The 18,842-nt window shown below is 60.1% G+C and carries 17 protein-coding genes and 1 pseudogene; 4 read left to right on the top strand and 14 right to left on the bottom strand.

The features are described from left to right. Nucleotides 1-32 precede the first annotated feature (32 nt). A complete protein-coding gene (locus tag WDX12_RS15750; RefSeq protein WP_097574720.1) occupies nucleotides 33-977 on the top strand; it encodes a LysR family transcriptional regulator in 945 nt (314 codons plus the stop codon). Between the two features lie 14 nt (nucleotides 978-991). Here WDX12_RS15750 and WDX12_RS15745 read toward each other — a convergent pair whose 3' ends face one another. The 4 genes from WDX12_RS15745 to nodB all read right to left on the bottom strand — a co-directional run bounded on the left by WDX12_RS15745 (nucleotide 992) and on the right by nodB (nucleotide 4,554). Beyond that, nucleotides 992-1,804, bottom strand: coding sequence for a TIM barrel protein (locus WDX12_RS15745; protein WP_161633554.1), 813 nt, complete (start codon nucleotides 1,802-1,804; stop codon nucleotides 992-994). Between the two features lie 295 nt (nucleotides 1,805-2,099). Next, a complete protein-coding gene (locus tag WDX12_RS15740) occupies nucleotides 2,100-2,750 on the bottom strand; it encodes a LysE family translocator (RefSeq protein ID WP_434725479.1) in 651 nt (216 codons plus the stop codon). 27 nt (nucleotides 2,751-2,777) lie between these two features. Continuing rightward, the gene (locus WDX12_RS15735; RefSeq protein WP_434725478.1) at nucleotides 2,778-3,401 is read right to left on the bottom strand and encodes an FMN-binding negative transcriptional regulator; all 624 of its coding nucleotides are present in this window, start codon (nucleotides 3,399-3,401) and stop codon (nucleotides 2,778-2,780) included. A 493-nt stretch (nucleotides 3,402-3,894) separates the two neighbouring features. Next, nucleotides 3,895-4,554 (bottom strand): chitooligosaccharide deacetylase NodB, encoded by a 660-nt coding sequence (gene nodB, locus WDX12_RS15730; protein WP_143974535.1) that lies wholly within the window; start codon nucleotides 4,552-4,554, stop codon nucleotides 3,895-3,897. A gap of 339 nt (nucleotides 4,555-4,893) precedes the next feature. Between nodB and WDX12_RS15725 the strand changes: the two are divergent. Next, a pseudogene (locus tag WDX12_RS15725) lies at nucleotides 4,894-5,028 on the top strand (LysR family transcriptional regulator); the annotation flags it as partial. A gap of 22 nt (nucleotides 5,029-5,050) precedes the next feature. On the opposite strand, the gene WDX12_RS15720 reads toward WDX12_RS15725, so the two are convergent. Next, nucleotides 5,051-6,520, bottom strand: a complete 1,470-nt coding sequence (locus WDX12_RS15720) for a PLP-dependent aminotransferase family protein (protein WP_010913827.1) — start codon at nucleotides 6,518-6,520, stop codon at nucleotides 5,051-5,053. 320 nt (nucleotides 6,521-6,840) lie between these two features. Here WDX12_RS15720 and WDX12_RS15715 point away from each other — a divergent pair, with 320 nt between their 5' ends. Then, nucleotides 6,841-6,993, top strand: coding sequence for a PLP-dependent transferase (locus WDX12_RS15715; RefSeq protein WP_244846079.1), 153 nt, complete (start codon nucleotides 6,841-6,843; stop codon nucleotides 6,991-6,993). Between the two features lie 227 nt (nucleotides 6,994-7,220). Here the strand turns inward: WDX12_RS15715 and WDX12_RS15710 are convergent, their stop codons facing one another. The 6 genes from WDX12_RS15710 to WDX12_RS15685 form a co-directional block, all read right to left on the bottom strand. Further along, on the bottom strand, nucleotides 7,221-7,331 hold the full coding sequence (locus tag WDX12_RS15710) for a nodulation protein NodZ (protein ID WP_083246576.1): 111 nt from the start codon (nucleotides 7,329-7,331) through the stop codon (nucleotides 7,221-7,223). Nucleotides 7,332-7,448: 117 nt separating this feature from the next. Beyond that, nucleotides 7,449-9,470 (bottom strand): carbamoyltransferase family protein, encoded by a 2,022-nt coding sequence (locus tag WDX12_RS15705; RefSeq protein WP_434725477.1) that lies wholly within the window; start codon nucleotides 9,468-9,470, stop codon nucleotides 7,449-7,451. A gap of 304 nt (nucleotides 9,471-9,774) precedes the next feature. Next, a complete protein-coding gene (locus WDX12_RS15700; RefSeq protein WP_097574715.1) occupies nucleotides 9,775-10,563 on the bottom strand; it encodes an ABC transporter permease in 789 nt (262 codons plus the stop codon). 3 nt (nucleotides 10,564-10,566) lie between these two features. Further along, nucleotides 10,567-11,535, bottom strand: a complete 969-nt coding sequence (nodI, locus tag WDX12_RS15695; protein ID WP_434725645.1) for a nodulation factor ABC transporter ATP-binding protein NodI — start codon at nucleotides 11,533-11,535, stop codon at nucleotides 10,567-10,569. 103 nt (nucleotides 11,536-11,638) lie between these two features. Next, a complete protein-coding gene (gene nodC / locus WDX12_RS15690; RefSeq protein ID WP_109672015.1) occupies nucleotides 11,639-12,913 on the bottom strand; it encodes a chitooligosaccharide synthase NodC in 1,275 nt (424 codons plus the stop codon). A 56-nt stretch (nucleotides 12,914-12,969) separates the two neighbouring features. Next, nucleotides 12,970-13,566, bottom strand: a complete 597-nt coding sequence (locus WDX12_RS15685) for a NodA family N-acyltransferase (protein ID WP_097574712.1) — start codon at nucleotides 13,564-13,566, stop codon at nucleotides 12,970-12,972. A gap of 988 nt (nucleotides 13,567-14,554) precedes the next feature. Here WDX12_RS15685 and WDX12_RS15680 point away from each other — a divergent pair. Beyond that, complete coding sequence (locus tag WDX12_RS15680; protein WP_434725476.1) at nucleotides 14,555-15,136, top strand: Fic family protein; 582 nt, start codon at nucleotides 14,555-14,557, stop codon at nucleotides 15,134-15,136. On the opposite strand, the gene nodS is transcribed toward WDX12_RS15680, so the two are convergent. From nodS to WDX12_RS15665, 3 genes are all read right to left on the bottom strand, one after another. Then, the gene (gene nodS / locus WDX12_RS15675; RefSeq protein ID WP_081709737.1) at nucleotides 15,084-15,653 is read right to left on the bottom strand and encodes a nodulation methyltransferase NodS; all 570 of its coding nucleotides are present in this window, start codon (nucleotides 15,651-15,653) and stop codon (nucleotides 15,084-15,086) included. The two genes, WDX12_RS15680 and nodS, sit on opposite strands and share 53 nt — an antisense overlap. Before the next feature lie 386 nt (nucleotides 15,654-16,039). Continuing rightward, entirely contained in the window at nucleotides 16,040-17,221 is a 1,182-nt protein-coding gene (ubiM, locus tag WDX12_RS15670) for a 5-demethoxyubiquinol-8 5-hydroxylase UbiM (protein WP_434725475.1), read from the bottom strand. Between the two features lie 417 nt (nucleotides 17,222-17,638). Further along, nucleotides 17,639-18,613 (bottom strand): hypothetical protein, encoded by a 975-nt coding sequence (locus tag WDX12_RS15665; protein WP_172352358.1) that lies wholly within the window; start codon nucleotides 18,611-18,613, stop codon nucleotides 17,639-17,641. Nucleotides 18,614-18,842 lie beyond the last annotated feature (229 nt).

The raw sequence follows: 18,842 nt of genomic DNA, 5'->3' as shown, positions 1-18,842 counted from the left end.
TCGCGAGCATCCACGCTATGGATAAGTGAAAGATGCGCTTCAAGGGCCTTGATCTGAACCTTCTCGTCGTGCTCGACGCACTGCTGACCGAGCGGACCCTCACGGCGGCGGCAAGCAGCATCAACCTTAGTCAGCCGGCCATGAGCGCGGCCGTCGCCCGGCTGCGCGACTATTTCAACGATGAACTGTTTACGACGAGCGGCCGCGAACGTGTTCTAACCCCGCGTGCGGAAACACTCGCCCCCGCGGTTCGCAGCGCACTGCTGAACATCCAGTGCTCGATTATCTCTTGGGATCCGTTTAATCCGGCTCAATCCGATCGCCGTTTCAGGATCATTCTTTCCGATTTCGCCACACTCGTGTTTTTTGAAAAGGTCGTGGAGCGGGTTGCACGCGAAGCACCCGCCGTCAGCTTCGAATTGTTGCCTATCGACGACGACCCCGATGAGCTTCTCCGGCGCGGTGACGTCGATTTTCTGATTTTTCCAGAATTGTTCATGTCAAGCGCCCATCCAAGAGCGGCGCTGTTCGACGAGACGCTCGTGTGCGTGGGCTGCTCCACGAACAAGCAGCTGCCACGGCAGCTTACATTCGAGAGATACATGTCGATGAGGCACGTTGCGGTCAAGTTCGGGCGGACGCTGAAGCCCTCAATCGAGGAACGGTTTTTTCTTGAGCATGGTCTCAAGAGACGTGTCGAGATCGTTGTGCAGGCCTTTAGCATGATCCCGCCGATGGTCTCAGGCACAGCTCGTATAGCTACCATGCCCTTCCGGCTGGTTCAGCATTTCAAAAAAACCTTCCCCCTGCGGATCATCGACCTTCCGCTGCCACTACCCACGTTCACCGAGGCCCTTCAATGGCCCGCCCTTCACAACAGTGATCCGGCAAGCATCTGGCTGCGAGAGATATTGCTACAGGAGGCGTCTCGAATGACTTCTCCGGGGGACGCCAAAAGGCGCCCCAGGCAGCCCTAATTTACTCCCGCGTCTCACGCCGGCACTCGCGTCAATAGCCCGTGTCGGAAGAGAGCGATGCTCGCGGCAAGTGCGCCTGCGAGGTCGTCCAGCGGGTGGGCTGCGTCGACAAACGGTGCGAATGAGAAGGGCCCCCCATAGCCGCCATCAAGCAGCGCCCGGATCTGGCTGCCATTGTCGGAACCGACTAGGACGCGATCCGGGTAAATCCAGTGGATCGGATCGTTCACGCTTGAAATGTGGACGAGACCGGTCAGCTCGGAGGAGAAGAACGTCTCCCCGGCAAGCGTGTGGTGGAACGTGTCGTGCACGAGGCGGAAGACGGATTGGCCATCAATGGCGGCAATGGCCTTAGCCGCTTCGTTCTTCGATCGAAGCGAGCAGGTCCGGAAGCCCAGCGGCTCGATGAGACCGATCAGACCGCGCGACTGGAGGATCGGCTTGAGCGCCTTCAAGGCGACGCGGAGATCGCCGCGGCGCTCGACATTGGCGGGCCAGGAGCCGTCGTTGACCGGCACCAGCATGAGCGTCTTGGCTCCGCAGGCCGCTGCATAATCGGCGAGCTTGCTCGCCTCGGCCCTGCGGGCGGGGGTCCACTCATTGAAGCGCTGGAGGGCATTGACGGAAATAATCCCAACGCCTGTGTCGGCGGCCGCAGACCGGACGTCCGCCGCCGGCATGCCGCGTGCAATAGCATTGCTGCCCGGTTGGCTGCGGATCTGGACATCGGTTAGGCCCTGGTCGCGGGCAAAAGCGAAAAGTGCCCTGACGTCAAGTCCGGGCGTCGCCAAATAATCGAGTGCAAAGCGGGGCGATGCTTGGCGCATGGCTTGGCTTTCCTTCCATGAAACGGGCGTCATTCTCGGCTGACTGGCTTCTACCGTGCGTTGATTCGCGAGGGCCGAAATGATGGGCATGAGCGAGGCGAGGCAGTCGTACTCACGTTTCTCTCACGCTATGTTTTTCTCTCATTTATGAGCCGACGTTCACCCAAACGGCGGTGCCGCGCCTCCTGAGACATGGCTTGAATAGGTGCAATGACCGAACTGGCTCGCAGCCATCCAACTGCTTCCGCAAGGTACCCGCCAACCCTGAAAGATGCCCAACCGATCAGATTCAAACTCAAGCAGCAGGGTGTTTCGCCAGAGCGAGGCAGACGCCCAGCGCGATCATCGCGCCGCCTGACGCCTCCCTCAGGCGGCGGATCAACCCGGGACGCGCTGCCGCGCCGTCTTGAATGCCGCTGGCCACGACGGCAACCACGATGTCGGCGAGCGTGTTGAGCGCAATGGACACGGAGCCAAGCACCACGAATTGCAGAGCTATGAGCCCTGCGCTCGGATTCACGAACTGCGGAATGAAGGCGAGGAAGAACATTGCCGTCTTCGGGTTGAGCGCCTCGACCAGTACCCCTTCACGAAACGCCCGCCGGGGTCCGACTGGACCCACTGCGGCGCCGTCATCGCCGCCAGTCGCTCCCTTGAGGCGGGCGGCTTGAAAGGTGCGAAAGCCGAGCCAGACGAGGTAGACCGCGCCGAACAGCTTTAATGCGGAGAACAGTTCCGAGCTTTCGAGCACGATCGCGGAAACACCTAAGCTTGCGGCGAGGGCGTGGATCATGCCCCCCAACCCCGTGCCGAAGCTGGAAGCGATACCTTCCCGACGACCACCGGCGAGCGTGCGCGCGGCAACGTAGAAGATGCCCGGACCGGGGGTGATGGCGAGCACGGAGGCCGCGGCGAGGTACAGGGCGAGTGGGGTCAGTTCTGGCATGATGGTCGATTCCGACGAAGTTCATGATTATTTTGGGATGAGAGCGGCGACGTCGCGGTCAGATGCCCGCTCGCTCGCCGCAAGGCCCGCCGCCACGCCAGCGCGGTCGGCCGCGTTCCGGTTCTGGCTCATTTTGCGCTTGCCCTCCAACCTCGTGATTGGCATGCGCAGGCCGACGATTCTGCGGAGTTGCGCCTGTACAAAATCCGGCGGCGCGTCCGACACGGCCCAAGGCGAGGCGCGCTCGCCCTCGTGGTGGTCGGTCAGCCGATTCACGACGTCCAGCAGTCTTCCCGCATCCTCGAAGAACTCGACCGGGCCATAGGCGTGGACGGCGACGTAATTCCAGGTCGGGACGACCTTCCCGGTTTCCCGCTTGGTCGCATACCATGCCGGCGTCACGTAAGCGTCCGGCCCCATGAAGATGGCCAAGCCGTCGCCCAGCGGCGGAACACGGCACTGGGGATTGGCCTTCGCCAGGTGCCCGTAGATCACGCCGTGCTCGCCCTCGTTCTCGTCAAGGAAGAGGGGCAGTGGCGTTGCGAGCGGCCCTTCCGCCGTGACGGTAACGAAGTTCGCCAGCAGCGCCGCGCGAATGGTCGCGCGCAGGCATTCCTTGTCGTCGTCGCGGAAAGCGGGAGGGATGTACATCGCGAAACTCCTTGCGTTACCAAGTCAGGTATCGGCAAGCTGGCCTGCTGGAAACAGCCAGTCAGAAGCTATTGAGGTAGTCCAGTTGGTGAAAGGGCATCGCGCGCCGGATCAGAGCACCGGAATCCCCGGTGCCGGTCACGGTATGCGAATTGCTTGCCAAACCTTTTGGACGCAGCCAGCGATCCCGCAGGGTCGCGCTATGTGAGCCTGCGGCAAGCCAATGAAATCGATCCAACGCGAAGTGAACCATACATTCAAACAATCGTCGAAGAGTGAACCTACCGGCGGTGCTGGGCCATGCCGAGAGCGTGCGCGGGTCCTCATCGTAGCAGGTGACAACAGACGTCTACGCTTAGCCAACTGTCGGAGCCGATCAGTTCGTCCGATGTCGACGAAGTGCTTGTTGGCAGGGCGTAAACGGCCTGTAAGCCTTCATAAGCGAGACCACACAGGTGCTGGCTGGGAAAGCAGGTCCATGCGATCTCGCATTTCAGTGATGTTCTGGAAGCGAGCGAATTTCATATCCGCAGGCATCTAATGCAGGAATCAGATTGGACAGCGCCATAACGGTCTGGTTGCGCAGACTGGCTTCAGTGCTCCGTGTCGACTCGTCGGGAGGGCATCCGTCGTGCAAGAGCACGATTGCGCCGGGGCGTACCGAAGCGAGCACTGCATCGACGATCGCGTCGGTGCCGGGGCGCGACCAGTCTCTTGGGTCGATCGACCAATGAAGGGCCGCCAGCCCCGCGATCTCTGAGGCAGTGAACACTTCTTCGCTCCAGGCGCCGTATGGCGCGCGAATGTAGCGGATCGAGGCCTGCGGGCATGCTAGCATGATGGCCTGGTTCGCCTCAAATACCTCACGTTGCACTTCGCCCAAACCGCATTTGGACAGGTCCGGATGAGACATCGTGTGGTTGCCTACCTCATGCCCTTCTGCGATCATTCGCTGGATGAGATCCGGATGCTCTGCGGCGTAAGCACCAATGACGAAGAATGTCGCTGGCACCCGATTTTGCGCCAGCACATCGAGTATCTGTGGTGTGAAACATGGATTGGGACCGTCGTCAAACGTCAGATAAACGCTTCGACGCCCGGTGCCGTCAGCGCATTCACTCTGCACCTCCCATCTGTCATCGAGACGTCTCATAGCTGCGAACCCTTGCGGTCAATTGTTGTACCGGTCGGCCATTCGCAATCGGCATAACCCCGATCCTTGAGGCAGGGGCCTACGCTATCGGGGAGAGCTTGTCGCGAAGAGCCGACGCGATGCAGCTTGCGCCGATCACCGATGTACCTGGTCGAAAAGGGGATCGGCTCGCTTGATGTTCGGCGCAGACCAGGAGGGACACACCAGAAAATGCTCCTCGGAGCCAACGCTTGCATCGACAATCTCGTTAGGGCTGCATCCTTGAATTCTTCCTATGGGACGTTCTGTCGAATCGGCAAAATCGATTGTTTCGATGACAAGCATCCACGTTGCGGATAGATGAGACAAAGGCTTGGATCGCGCAACCTCACGGCGGCAGCAGGTCAGCCGGCCATGAGCGCGGCCGTCGCCCGGCCGCGCGACTATTTCAACGATGAACTGTTTATGATGAGCGGCCGCGAATGCGTTCTAACCCGCGTGCGGAACCGTCAGCGTCTCAGAGTCGAGCGACGACGTCCCGCAGCATCTCGACGCCTTTTTCGATCTGCCGGATGCTCAGGGCGGAATAGCCCATGACAAGCCCGACGCGGTCGGCTTCGCCTGCTCCCGACTGCCGATGATAAAGCGGCGAAATCGGGTGCAGACCCAGACCCGCGTATTGGGCAGCTTCGACCAACGCCGTTTCACGCGATCGCGGCAGGTCGTTGAACCATATGACGACGTGCAGTCCAGCCTCTGCCCCCTGGACGGCGATCCGACCTTGAAAACTCCGCTTCAGGGCGGTCAGCAATGCCTCCCGGCGCTCGCCGTTGATGCGGCGCACGCGGCGCACATGGCTTTCATAGCCACCGCTCTCGATCAGAGAGGCCAATGACTCCTGCCCCGCCATCGGAGAATGCCGGTCGGCAAGCTGCTTGGCGGTTTCGAAAACCTGCAGGAATTCCGCCGGGACGACGAGATAACCGATCCGCAGCATCGGCGAGAGCGTCTTGGAGATGGTGCCGAGGTAGATGACGGCCCCATGATCCTCGAGGCTATGCAGCGGGGGAACGGGGCTGATATCGTAGCGATATTCGCTGTCGTAGTCGTCCTCGATGACATAGGCGCCCTGCTCCCGCGCCCATTCCAGAAGCTGATGCCGCCGCGGGATCGGCATGACGCCGCCGAGCGGAAACTGATGCGAGGGCGTCACATAGGCCAGCCGGGCCGCGACCCCCGCCAGTTGCTCCGTTTGCATGCCGTGATCGTCAACCTCGACGGGAACGGGCGTGGCACCTGTACTGGCAAAGACCTGGCGCGCCATCCTGTAGCAGGGGTCCTCGATGACGAAGCTGTCCCCGGGGTCGAGCAGCAGGCGCGCGCAGAGATCGAGGCCCTGCTGCGAACCATTGACGATGACGATCTGCTCGGGGTCGCAGCGCACAGTACGGGCGCGCCAGAGATAGCCCTGAAGCGCTTGGCGGAGCCGGCTCGAACCGCACGGATCGTCATAGGCGAGCCGTGCCGGCCGCTGCGCCATCGCCGCGTTCATCGCGCGCTTCCAAACCGATGCGGGGAAATCTGAGGGCGCCAGGACGCCATAGCGGAAATCAACCTTCAGCGTGTTCGGCAGGTAATCCGGCCAGCGCGGAGTACCACGCAGCCGTTCGCCATAGCTTGACAAGTGAACCGGGCCGAACCGTTTTGGGGGATTGGCGGTCAGCTCATGTCCCAGCAGTGAGGATGCGACACGAGGGCGCGCGCCTTGACGGATGTCGATGAAACCTTCCGCGGCCAGCTGCTCGTAGGCGACGGTGACGGTCGTTCGCGAGACTCCAAGTTCCTCGGCGAGACCACGGGAGGACGGCAGCTGGCTGCCGGTGCCGTAAACGCCTCTGAGGATCTGCTCGCGAAGCGCTTCGTAGATCTGGCGCGCGCCCATGCCATGCGAGCGGGTTGAAGCACCGGGACCTGGAGACTGGACCATTTCTTTTCCTGCCAACTGGACATTCCATATCAACCAGTTTGCAGCCACTCCTTCCGAAAGCCAAGAGCACGTCTGAAGCCGATGCCCGAGACCGCAATCCAAGACCGGAAAGTGGCACATCTGCGAACGATGCCAAATTCGGCTTCGCTACCCGCGCCATCCATCACGGCTACGATCCGGCTGGTTTTCCCAATGCCGGTCAACCACGCGTCTTCCTGAGCTCGACCTACGATCGAAAGTGTTGCGGCGAATGAGGCCGCCGCCTTTGCGGCGCAATCCTCGGCGACGCGGAAGCCCTCCACACGCTGTACGAAACGGGCTTGCGCTACATCACCGGCGCGGCGCTCTCGACCATGTCCTCCTTCCTGGTTCTGCGCGGGCTGAAAAGGACTCTCACGCTTCGCATGGAATGGCACAGCACCACGGCGCTTGCGATCGCGCAGGTGCGCGACGGGCATTCGGCCGTGGGTTAGGTGAGCTCCCCTTCCTCGACTCGCATCCCGATCAGGCGATTGCCCGAAAGCAGATGTCGGGCATCGCCAACGAGGGGGCCGAAGGGTCAAGGCGCGCTAAGACATGATCGTCGCCCCACCAACGCATTTTGCCAAAAGCATCTCAACGACGAATATGCCGGCTTGGCGCGCCGTAGGGCCGCCGCCTTATCCCGCGAGCCGCGCAGCCCGCTCGCACGTCCCGTCCGCTATGCGTAACACCAGGCTGATGCCGGAGACCATAGGCAGTCACCGAACCGGGTCCGCCGTCGAGAAACGACGAATTGGTGCTGTCTTGAGCCACCGGCAAGCAAATCCATTACTGATCCTCGACTGCCATAGGCGTTATGCATGCTCGCAGCCTGGGCACAGTCATATGAAGATGCTTGGACAGACCGGTGTTTCGGCAACTGCTATCTTTCGTCCAGCGATTGGCATCAGTTTTGATGGACGCGAGCAGCTTGCGAGGGACGCATGCGAACGCGGCGCTGCTCCCACAATCGTCGCAGTTCTCCTGTGAGAGTCTCGCGCTGGGCCTGATCCAGCGTAATTGTATCGAGGAGATCCGCGAGCACGGCTTCGCCTTCGATCCGCGTCAGCATATCGAACAACTCATGTGAAATACGCGCACAGTCACGGCTGGAGTGATCCGTTCGGATTTCGCAGACGGTCTCCTGGCGATCCTGCGCCGTGTATGCGCGGACTTTATGCAGGGATACATAAGGCGGCAATGAAACCGCGAGCGCAGTCCAATCCTGCAGCGTTGCGGCCCGTTTTTTGACGAGGAACGGCCCGACCACAAGTCCATCCAGCTCTGTCGTCAGGAATGTGGCAATCGAGTCTGCAACGGAATCAACGATTGGCTCGGCATTGTTGTTGAAGGACGTATTGAGCAGAATTGGGATGCCAGTGCGCTGCTTGAAGGCATTGATGACGTCCCAGTAGGCCGGACTGGCCTTGCGCGATACTGTTTGCAGCCGAGCCGTACCGTCGACGTGGGTGATGGCGCCGAGCAAACCACGCTTGGAGTCGCGCACACGGACCACGAAATTCATGAAGGGAAATTCGCACGCACTGCCGGGGAGGTCGAAAAATTCGCGCGCATCCTCCTCCAGCACTGACGGGGCGAACGGGCGATACCCTTCCCGCTTCTTGACCATGGCGTTGATCCGGTCCTTGTTTGTGGCGGGCCTGGGGTCGGCAAGAATGCTGCGATTTCCGAGCGCGCGCGGCCCGAACTCCGAACGACCTTGCACCCAGCCGATCACGGCGCCACCGGCCATCCACTCGGCTGCCCTATCCGCCACCGCCTCAGTGCGTTCAAACTCCAGGTGCCCCGCCCATGCCTTGAGTTCTTCTTCGACAGCGTGATCGCTCGCGAGATCCGGCCCCCAATAAACCTCCTGCAGTCGCGCACGCGGCGCGGGGCGGCCCAGCTCACCAGACACGATGAGTGCGGCGCCTAATGCGCAGCCAGCGTCATGCGATGCGGGCTGCACGAAAATGTCTTCGAAAAGTCCTGAATAGAGCAGCTTGCCGTTCACGGAGCAATTGTGCGCAACGCCGCCGGCCAGGCACAACCGCGTCATCCCGGTGTCCTCACGATGATGCCGAAGAATGTGAAACACGATGCGTTCGAGCGCTTCCTGTAACGACGCACTCACATCTTTATGCTGCTGGGTGAATGGCATTCCCTTTTGCCGGACCTGAATGGTGCGAAGCAAAGTCGGACCGATGCGGTCCAGGTGGACCCGATACTCGCCGTTTGCAGACAGTTCATAGAACTGCTCGAAAAGCTCGCGATAGGGAACGGGATCGCCGTAGGGGGCAAGCCCCATTACCTTATATTCATCGAACAAGCCGTAGCCGAGATACCGGATCACCTCGAGATAAAATAGCCCAAGGGAATTGTTCTCTGGGAAAGTCGCGAGTTGCGAAATTTCAGCACCAGATCCTACCGCCACAAGACCCGACTGGAAATCACCAGAGCCATCGATCGCGAAAATCAGACTTTGCTCGAAGCCCGACATTGCAAAAGCGCTCACGGCGTGCGCCTGATGATGACTTACGAATGAGATACGCGAAGGGTCGAGTTCGGTACCGAACTCCTGCGCCAACAGCTGCTGCACCAAAAGTTTGGCATCCAACGGAATGGAGGCGTCAGGCTCGGAAGCAAGCATGTTTTCGAGCATGGCGTTGCAATAGGCTTCGGTAGCGTAGTACGCCACATGATCGATTTCGCTGAGCTGAACCCCAGCGGCTGAAAGACAGTATTGAACCGAGCCAATCGGGAGCTTGTTGGAGTGTTTGATCCGATTGAGGCGTTCCTCTTCTACGGCCGCAATGACCTGTCCGTCTCGGACGAGTACCGCAGCGCCATCGTGCATGAATGAGTTCGGAACCTGGAATCTGTTTTCATAGACTTTGTCTAATCCGCCGCTCAATCCTAGACACAGCATCTCGCTCTCCATTGTCGTACAGGAAGACTGAATTGGCCTGTCTCAAGGCCGTTTGATCAAAAACACAGGCTGCGTTGTCGTTCGCCGGCGCGAACGCCAGTCAGAAATCGCCAACCTCAAAGAAATTCTCTTCCGCCGGGAATCAACATGAGATCCTGTGATCGAGGTGCCGGGCGGCCCATAACGTTGATAGATTGAGTGGATGCCACCGAAGACCCTGGGTGGCATGCCGATTTCTGTTGGCGATGTCGTTTATTGGCAGCACGAAGTCCGTTGCGCATTGCTTATCTCCCTCTCTTTCGCGTCAGCGCATGAGTCGGCGGCGCAACAGCGCCATCGAGAGGAAGAATGGCAACAGCGCGTACAGGCCGAGCACACCGACATGCAGGGCAATGCCGCCAATCGGGCGATCAAGCATAACCGGACGAATGAGGTCGATCGCATGTGACAGCGGCATGCATCGCGCTATCTGCTGAAACGCGTGAGGCAGCTGATCCGATGGGAAAACGGCGCCCGACAGGAACATCATAGGTGTGAGGACAAGCGTCTGGTAAAACACGAAGTAATCGTAGCTGGGCGAAAGCGCGGTGACGACCATCGCGAGGCTCGCAAACACGCACCCAGTGAGAGCAATGATTGGCAGCGCATAGAGGATGGACGGCCAGGCTGCATAACCCAACGTTGCGGTGACAATGGTGATTGCCGTACCGGCCAAGAAGGCCTTGGTGGCTGCCCACGCCAGTTCACCCAGAACGATGTCGCCGAGGGTAACGTGCGTATACAGCATTGCTTCCCAAGTGCGCTGAGAGTGCATGCGAGCGAAAGCCGCGTACAATGTTTCCATGGTAGAGGCGGTCATCGCACTTACCGCGACCATGCCGGCCGCCAAAAAGGCAATATAGGACGCACCGTCGACGCGGCCGACCATTATGCCGAGGCCGGTGCCTAGGCCGAAAAGATAGATCATAGGATCGGCAAGGTTACCGAGAATCGTCACGAGTGAGACTTTCTTCCATGCCAGATAGTTGCGGCGCCACACCGCAACCCAGTTCCACGCATTGGCCGGCAACGCCGCCGCAAAATCTTCAATCATCGTTCACTCCTCCATCTCGCGCCCGGTCAGCCGCAAGAAAACATCCTCGAGATTGGCTGGACGCAAAAGAAGCCGTAGACCTGCTCGCCCGTGCAGTTGCGTGCGCACCTGCTCAGGGTCTGGCGCGTAGCAATAAAGGGTTTCGCCGCTGACCTCGATGCGCTGGGAATGTGGCTTGACCAGCGAAAGCAACTCGTGCGGATCGCCGCCGTAAATCTCCATGACCTGGCATCCGATATGCTCGTCGATCAGCGCCTGCGGGCGGCCTTCGGCGATATTGCGACCCCTTTCGAGCACGCACAGCCGATCGCATAATCGCTCAGCCTCTTCCATGAAATGCGTCGTCAGGATAATCGTCTTGCCACGTGCCAACAGGGCGCGCAGCCGCTCCCAGATCAGGTGGCGCGCGTGCGGATCGAGGCCGGTTGTCGGCTCGTCCATCACGATGAGCTGGGGGTCGTTGATCAACGCCCGCGCCATCGTCAGGCATCGCTTCATGCCGCCGGACAGTTCCGAGACGCGCGCATCCGCCTTGCGCTCGAGGCGAGCGAACTCGAGAAGCGACGGGATGACCGCTTCGCTCTGGCGTGTGCTCATGCCGAAGTAGCGTCCGAACACCAGCAAGTTCTCGCGTACGGTCAATTCCTGGTCAAGATTGTCGAATTGCGGGACCACGCCAATGCCCCTGCGTGCCAGCCGAGCGCGCGCCGGCACTGGGACGCCGAGCACCGTGATCGCGCCCGCGTCAGGGCATGTCATGCCGAGGAGCATACGCGCAATCGTGCTTTTGCCTGCCCCGTTTGGTCCGAGGAGGCCGAAACACTCTCCCGACGCAACGGAGAACGACAGTTCGTCGACAACGACCTTGTTCCCATACGACTTGGTTACGCCGGCAAAATCGACTGCCACGGTTGACGCAGAGTCAGGCACGGAGCTTTTCGCGCTTGTTTGCCCGTGAGACTCCCGTTCGATCGCAGGAGTCTCGAGCCGCCGCAATTCCTCTGGGCCCAACTTACGCTTCAACACTTGATGTTTCTGGTCCTGGCTCAAAACTCTTCCACCTAAGGTCACGTGACTATTGCTGTTCGCTGTAAGCTGCGTCAGATCCAACCAAGTCGGGCTTTGGAATGCTGCCGCCGGTGTCTGGCACGTTGGCCGCAGAGCTTCGCGACAACCAATCGCTATTGCTCAAAGTACACAGCGCGTATGCTTTCAAAGGGAGCAGGAGAAAGATGTTGATGACTGTGTGGAGCGAGAATCCGAGAAATCGAAGTTGGCGCGCACGAAACGCTGCCACGCTGCAGCGAACTATAGTCATGGCTGCAATCATCAGGCATGCCGTCCAAGGCGCAGTACCTGTCGTTACGAATTGCGCGAGCCCCGCCAGAATCGACAAAGAGAGCAATAATGGGCCAATATTCTGGCCAATCACGTCCAATGTGAGATAAATATTAAGGCCGCGCAGCAGTTGGAACGCCAGCAACGTGTCACGGAAAGTGCTCCGGGCCCAGCGAAGCTGTTGGCGCAGATAGGGACCCATGCTGTTGGGAACGACTGTTGCCGCGACGGCCTCCGGGACATACTCTGTTCGAAAGCCTGCTTTCAGCATCAGGATCGTAAGGTGGCGGTCCTCGCCGAAGTCGCTCGGCTTCCCTCGAAAGCGCTGCGTCTCGTACTGGTCCAGCAGCGAAACAAGCGCGGATCGCCGGTACATGGCACACGGACCGCAGCAACACATGACGGCACCGAACCGAGCCTGCGCTGCCCGCTCTTCGTTGCAGGCGAGCCAGTATTCCATGTCGATCAACCGCGTCAGCCAAGTTTCAGTGCGATTGCTAGCCGCCAACTGGCCCATGGCGGCGCCGACCGCTTGATCTTGCATCTTCAGCGCAAGCCTGGTGATGACGTCCGGCGCGAGGATCGTGTCCGAATCTACATTGAGCACCAAATCTCCGCACGAGCGGCGAATGGCGGCAATCTGCGCCTTGCGCTTTCCGACATTCTTTGGGAGCACAATGAAGTTGAACCTCGGGTCGCCCGCGTATTCCTCATGTACACCCACGAGGGCATCGCGGTTTGCAGAACCGTCATCAACAACATAGACCTGCAGTTTGCCGGCGTATTCCTGACTTGCAATGGAAGCCAGGCAGTCCGAGAGGGTGCGAGGCGCCTCGTTGTAGCACGGGATAATGACATCGACGCTCGGCCAAGGCTCACCGCCGGGCGGGTCGCCCGAGGTCGGCGCTACGTTTGTAGGCAGGGTATAAAACACCTGCGCGGTTTTGTAGACGGTCGACAGCAGCGCATAAGAGCAGATGGCAACAGTACTGGCTGTGGCAAACAGGGTCATGAGATGTCAGATTCTTCAGTGGATTTGAGGGAAGCGGGCGGATAACAGATCCGCGGTCATAGCTCTGGACCGTTCCGATCGATCAAAGTGCCGGCCGGCCACTCGCTCATCGAGCGTCCAATTGGGAGCACCATGAGGAGTACGTCGTCGTCGACTCGCGTCGTGTAAGGCAGATCGGGGTACACGTCCGGGAGGGTTGAACGCACGCGAACGCCCGTCAGAATGTTCGCCAAGCCTTTGCGGCGGAACCTCCCAACATGGTTCCGGAGCGCTTGCCGAACCGTGCCGAAAGCGAATGGAACGCCAAGCTGCTGCAGCACTGGATACATGACGCTAATCGAATGGCCGATTCCCAGCCCCTCAAGATCCGGACGCACCCCGTATAGACCGAGTTCAGCGACCAGCAGATCAACGTCGCCAACTTTGATGTATCGGCGCAGCACGCCCATGTGAGCCGCTACCCCGTGCACATCATAGCCGATTGCGCGGACCTCCGGCCTTGCACCGGCCCAACTTCGACCGCCTTCGAATTGCTTTCCATTGAAGGCTCCGGTCGGCTCATAGGTCTTCCGGAAGAACTCAGAGAGTTCGAGGTGATCGGAAAGCTGCAACTCATTTTCCCAGCATAACCTCCACTGCACGTCAGGGCGCATGCGAAGACTTCCTCTTTTTCGGGTTCTTTTGTGCACCTCACGCGGTAGAGCAATGGCGGTGCATGTCATGGGTCTATGAACGACCCTCCCGGATTGGTAAAATTGATTGTTTAGATCGAGAGCATCCACGCTGTGGATGCTGAAACCATGCGTTTCAAAGGCCTTGATCTGAACCTTCTGGTGGTGCTCGATTGGCCCCGATAGCGGCGACGCACCGATGGCAGCTGGCGGTGACACAACCTGCCTCAAGAGCGGCCGCCAGCGGCGTGGCTGCGCCTCGTGGCGAAGCAGCGATCAAGTGGAGGATGGGCCCGATAGGCGTCAGCAAACGCGGCGACCGTTGACGCACGATCGCGCAGCTCTGGATCGCCGGCGGCAAACAGGTTCCGCGAAGCCTCTGGCTCAACAAGTTGCGGCAAGGCGGCATGCCAATGACGCGATGGTCGCGCTCGCCAACAGGAATCGTCTGGTCAATGCTCGAGTGTCGCCTGTCAACCGGACTGTCGGCGAAAGCACCTGGAGCGGGAAGGAGGGCGCGCCCGGATGGCGCTACTTCGAACGAATTGTTTGAGGTTTTGGCCGACTGAAGTGGCGCGAAGGGGCTGGCCCCAAACTCTTCATTCAGCGCCCCATGAAAGATCGCCGCACACAGAAAAGGCAGCCTAAGGAGCGTCAGCACTTGCGCCGGCCGAAGGGCCGGGACGCGGGACTGACTGCAACGACGAGATCGGTTAAAAGGGCAGCCGTAGGAGTGTCAGCATAGCGCCGCCGAAGGCGGGACACGGGACCGACGGCCCCCAACGAGGAGTGCCGCTTTCCCGGCTAGGGATCGTCAACCACCTGGGCCGAAACACCTTTGAGGTTCGGTGGCGGCAGCCGTAGAGCCCGTCCCGCATAGCCATGCAAAATAAGGACTTCGCTTCATTTGGGTATTTATGGGTCATTTATTGGGTAAACCCGTTTCTTGATTTTTTGGGTATTTTTTTATATGACGCTGAAGATAGATTCCGTACAAATTACCCCCGAAATCCTTACCCTCGTCTCGGAGATTGACGAATTCAAAGGGGCTTCGCGGGCACTTGGCACGCTCGCGCCAGAGCGCCTATCGGCTTTGCGCCGTGTTGCCACCATCGAGAGCATTGGCTCTTCTATCCGTATCGAAGGAAGTAAGCTCACCGACGTTGAAGTCGAGCGGCGGCTCGCCAATCTCGATATCAAATGTTTCGAATCCCGCAACGAGCAGGAGGTCGCCGGATATGCGCAGGTCAAGGAAATGGTCTTCGCGCATTTCGATGCGATTGATCTGACCGAAAACCACGTCACGCGCGTGTACACTCAACGAGCAAAGCCTGCATCCCTTGCTCGTGGTGGCGATTTTCATGGTGGTTTTTTTGAAATCCACCCATTCCAGGACGGCAATGGAAGGCTGTCGCGCGTTCTGACGACGCTCCTGCTAATGCGCAGCGGCAGCGTGATTGAGAACAGCAAGGACGGTTATTATCTGGCGCTTCGTTTCATCAGGAAGCGGAAATCGGCTTTTGGAAGCGGGCCAGCAGGCAGTCTTCATTGATCGACGCGCCCCGGCACTCGATGCACTCGATCTCGGTCAACGATTCGTTCAGCATGGCGATAGTGGTCTCTGCACCAGCAGCGTGCCCCCAGCGTTGGCAATTGGCGTCACGTGCCGACCCGAAGACCAGCTGCCCACCTGGCGCAAGCAGGCCTACCAGGTTGCGGACTGCCGCGCCGATCTGAACGAGGCCTCCGACGTAGTAAAGAACTTCCGCCACGACGATCAGGTCGAACAGTTCATCACTCGAAAATTGTTGAACATCGGAGATTATCCAGCTGATGTGCGGCGGCTCCTTCACGCGTAAACGTGCTCGCGTAATCGCTGGCTCGACGACATCGATCACAGTGAGCCGCTGGCAAATGGGGGCTAGCCGTTCCGTAAAAGCGCCAGCAGCGCACCCGACTTCGAGCGCATTTGCGACTCGACCTTGCGCAAGTGACAAAAGGAGAATTTGCGTGTGGCGCTCCCGCTCGAACGGGTTGCCATCGAGCCGCCATGGATCGTCTGCGGCCATTTCTCGATTCAGCAGTTCATGATCGATTTTATGGGTCAAATTCCCACCTCGCTAAGGCAGCAATCACCGGCGCTGCAAATGCCGTCAGATGTCGCTAGCGTCGGGACCCGGGCACACCAATTCTGAGAAGCGGGGCCGCTTCCTGCACCGGGCAGACCTGCGGGCCGAGGCACTTGATTTCGGTCACGCTCCTAATAGGGTCCGCAGGATTGGCAAATTGATTGTTTGGATGTAACCATCCACGCCGTAAACACATTGAGGGCGGAATTGGGCGTGGCTGGGTCCACGTCTGGGTGGCGCCGGCCGACACACTGCTCACATCGAACCAAATTCGCCAGTCTGCTACGACGCCAGCACGCTGACGATGATCCTATGATGACTGCGGTTCACCGTCTCAACATGGCCGCAATGCCATGACGGACAAAGGGAAGATGTTGGCCGAGGCGCAGCCCCAGATGCCTTGCAAGCCGTGCCGCCGGATGCTCGCTTGAGTAGAGCCCGACGAGAATATTCGTAGCATGGTAGAGCGGCGCCGCCGACAGGCGCAGTCGGCTTTCATATCTGTGGAGCATGTCGGGATCGGCAATGTCGCGACGGTCGCGCCATGCTGTCTGGATACCACGGGCGAGCTGCTTCTGGCCGCCGAGGCCGATGTTGAAGCCATGCGCGGTCACCGGGTGCATGCCGATGGCAGCGTCGCCGATCAATGCGGCACTCGGCGCCCGGAACCTGTGCGCCCAGGTCGTGGCCAACGGATAGATATAGCGTTGGCTTGCCAGGCTCATGGTGCCGAGGCGCCCTCGACAGCGCTTTGTCAACTCCCTCAGGAACAACTCGTCGTCGAGGGCAAGCAGTCCGTCGGCCTGGTTTGAGGGCAAAGTCAAAAGCAGCGACGACACGCCTGGCGCGAGGGGCAACATCGCCACCGTCTGATGGTGATCGAACCATTCGATCGCGATCTGGTGGTGGGGGCGCTCGTGCCTCACCCGGCAAATCAGCATGGAGTTGCCAAGCCGATTGATATCGGCGCCGATGCCGAGCAGATTGCGGGTGGCGGAAAAACGCGAATCGGCTGCAACGAGAAGCCGAGCGCTCAGCTGCCTGCCATTGGAGAGCGTTATCACTGCTCCTTGACGGCTGTTTGTTGCACGCACGACCGAGTGGCCGCACAGCAGCCGGGCGTGGCCCTGCAAGCGGATGATCTTGAACAGGGCATCGCGGATCTGGCAATTCGGGACCAGAACGCCCAGTGGTTCCGCGGATCCGCCGGGGGAATCGAAACGCAACGCAAACGGGCTCGATCCGTTGAGGACGCGTGCGCCTTGAAGCGGTGACTTGTCCGAAGCGGAGATAACATCCCAGGCGCCGAGCTCGCGAAGGATTCCAATCGAGGCGTGGGTGAGCGCGATCTCGCGGCCGTCGAAAGCCGGACTTGCCAGTCTTTCCAGGGACTGCCCTTCCACAACCGCCAGTTTGAGCTGGCTATGGGCAAGCGATGCGGCGAAGGAAAGTCCGACCGGCCCGGCGCCCACGACAATAATGTCGAAGCTGTCGTCACAGCCGGCCATCAGCGTGCCGCCAGCGCGTCGGTTCTCTTCGTGAGATGTTGGGGGAGCCGAGCCACATGTCGTGCATCGATTGCGCTGTGATCTACTGCCCGCATCGCCTCAAGCGCGTTTCTCACGTCGGTTCCTGGCTGGTGAAGCGTCATTTGCCTGCTGTATGATCTGGATTGTCAAGACGTTGGGAGCGACGGCAGACTGTCGGTCAGCCCATGCGTTTTTCCCGTGAAGGACTGGGCGATCAAACCACGCCGACAAGGGCGTGGCCTTGATCTGGGTCAGTCGGGGCCGAACCGGCGTCAGATGACATCGATCCAATCCAGTCATGCGCCAGCTGATCCCATGGCGACGCCATGGCACCAGCCAGCGCAAGCGAGAACCAGGCGGCTGATCTGGTAAGGCTGTTTCAGAACTTTTGCGAGATCAGCGAATGACAGGCTCGCCATGGAAGCGCCGGCGCGAGGGTGGCGAGACACCGAAGCCGACTTCCATCATCAGCCGTGGCGTGCGCGAAGGCACGGTGCCCATATGGAAGCCGAACGGATCCTCGACGAAACCGAGACCGGCTTCGCCGGTCAGCGTGACGGGGCTGTCATCGCCATAGACCTTGAGAACCTCCTGCGCCGGATGGCCGACAAGCAGCGTCAGCTGATGCTTGATGGCGCGGCGGTTATGACTGCCCCGCACATAAACATGCGGGCCGGTGCCCTCGTCGACCGGCGTCAGATAGAAGAAGAATTTCAGCATCCGCCAGTCATCGAGATCGAAATGATACTTGCCGAGCGAGGCACGGTTCTTGTCGGCGTCGGAAGCCTCGCTGGTCGGGAAACTCCACCACACGCGTGTGGTGATCAATTTCGCCTGAGCGCCCAGATAATGCGCGGCGATGTCGAGCAGCAGCGGGTCGTTCTGGATGGCGACCGCTGCCTTGCAGCCGAGGATGTGTTCGAAAAAGTGGCCGCTGAGCAAGGAGCGGCCGAAACGCTTCTCGGCCTCGGCATGGTCCTCAGCCATGAATTCGAGACGGCGATCGAAATTGCCGAAACAAGGCGTGTACCGGGCGAAGGCGGCGATCTCCTCATGGATGGAAGTCGGCAGGACGAGCCCGCAAAACAGCCCGTCCGACCGCAGCGCCTCGAGAACGTCCTGGCGATCGACGCCGGCAAACATGGTGTCGTGGGCTTTTTGCGACACCCGAACCGGCTTTGCCCCACGCCAGTGCATCCGGCGCGCCGGCATGGTGCGGGCGAGCACGAACATCGGCAGCCATGCCGGGTTCTCGCGAATGTCCGACAGATAGGTCGGAATGCGCACGGCGATGCGGCGCAGCACGCCGCCGTTTCGCGCGATGGCCTCGAGACTGGCGGCGCCGGATTTGTCAGGGCTCGAAAGGGTCATGAAGGTCCTCAGCTAAATGCGATATCGACGAAGCATCGATTCTCACTGCCTCGCCGCTGGTCCAAGCCCGATTCCCGCTGCGGAAGGACGTTTAGGCGCGCGTCGGATTTTGTGCAATGCACAATAGCCTTGCGCATGGCAAATGCTGTTCGGACCGCCGTGCGCATCAGCCAATATTCCAGCGGCAGGCAAAGGGGGCGGCGGCACCCGCAAGAGCCGCCGCCCGGCT

This window comes from Mesorhizobium sp. RIZ17 (genome assembly GCF_051127865.1).
GTDB classification, from domain to species: domain Bacteria; phylum Pseudomonadota; class Alphaproteobacteria; order Rhizobiales; family Rhizobiaceae; genus Mesorhizobium; species Mesorhizobium humile.
Note: the sequence above shows the minus strand (reverse complement) of the source record. Positions and strands in the feature narration are given on the sequence as shown.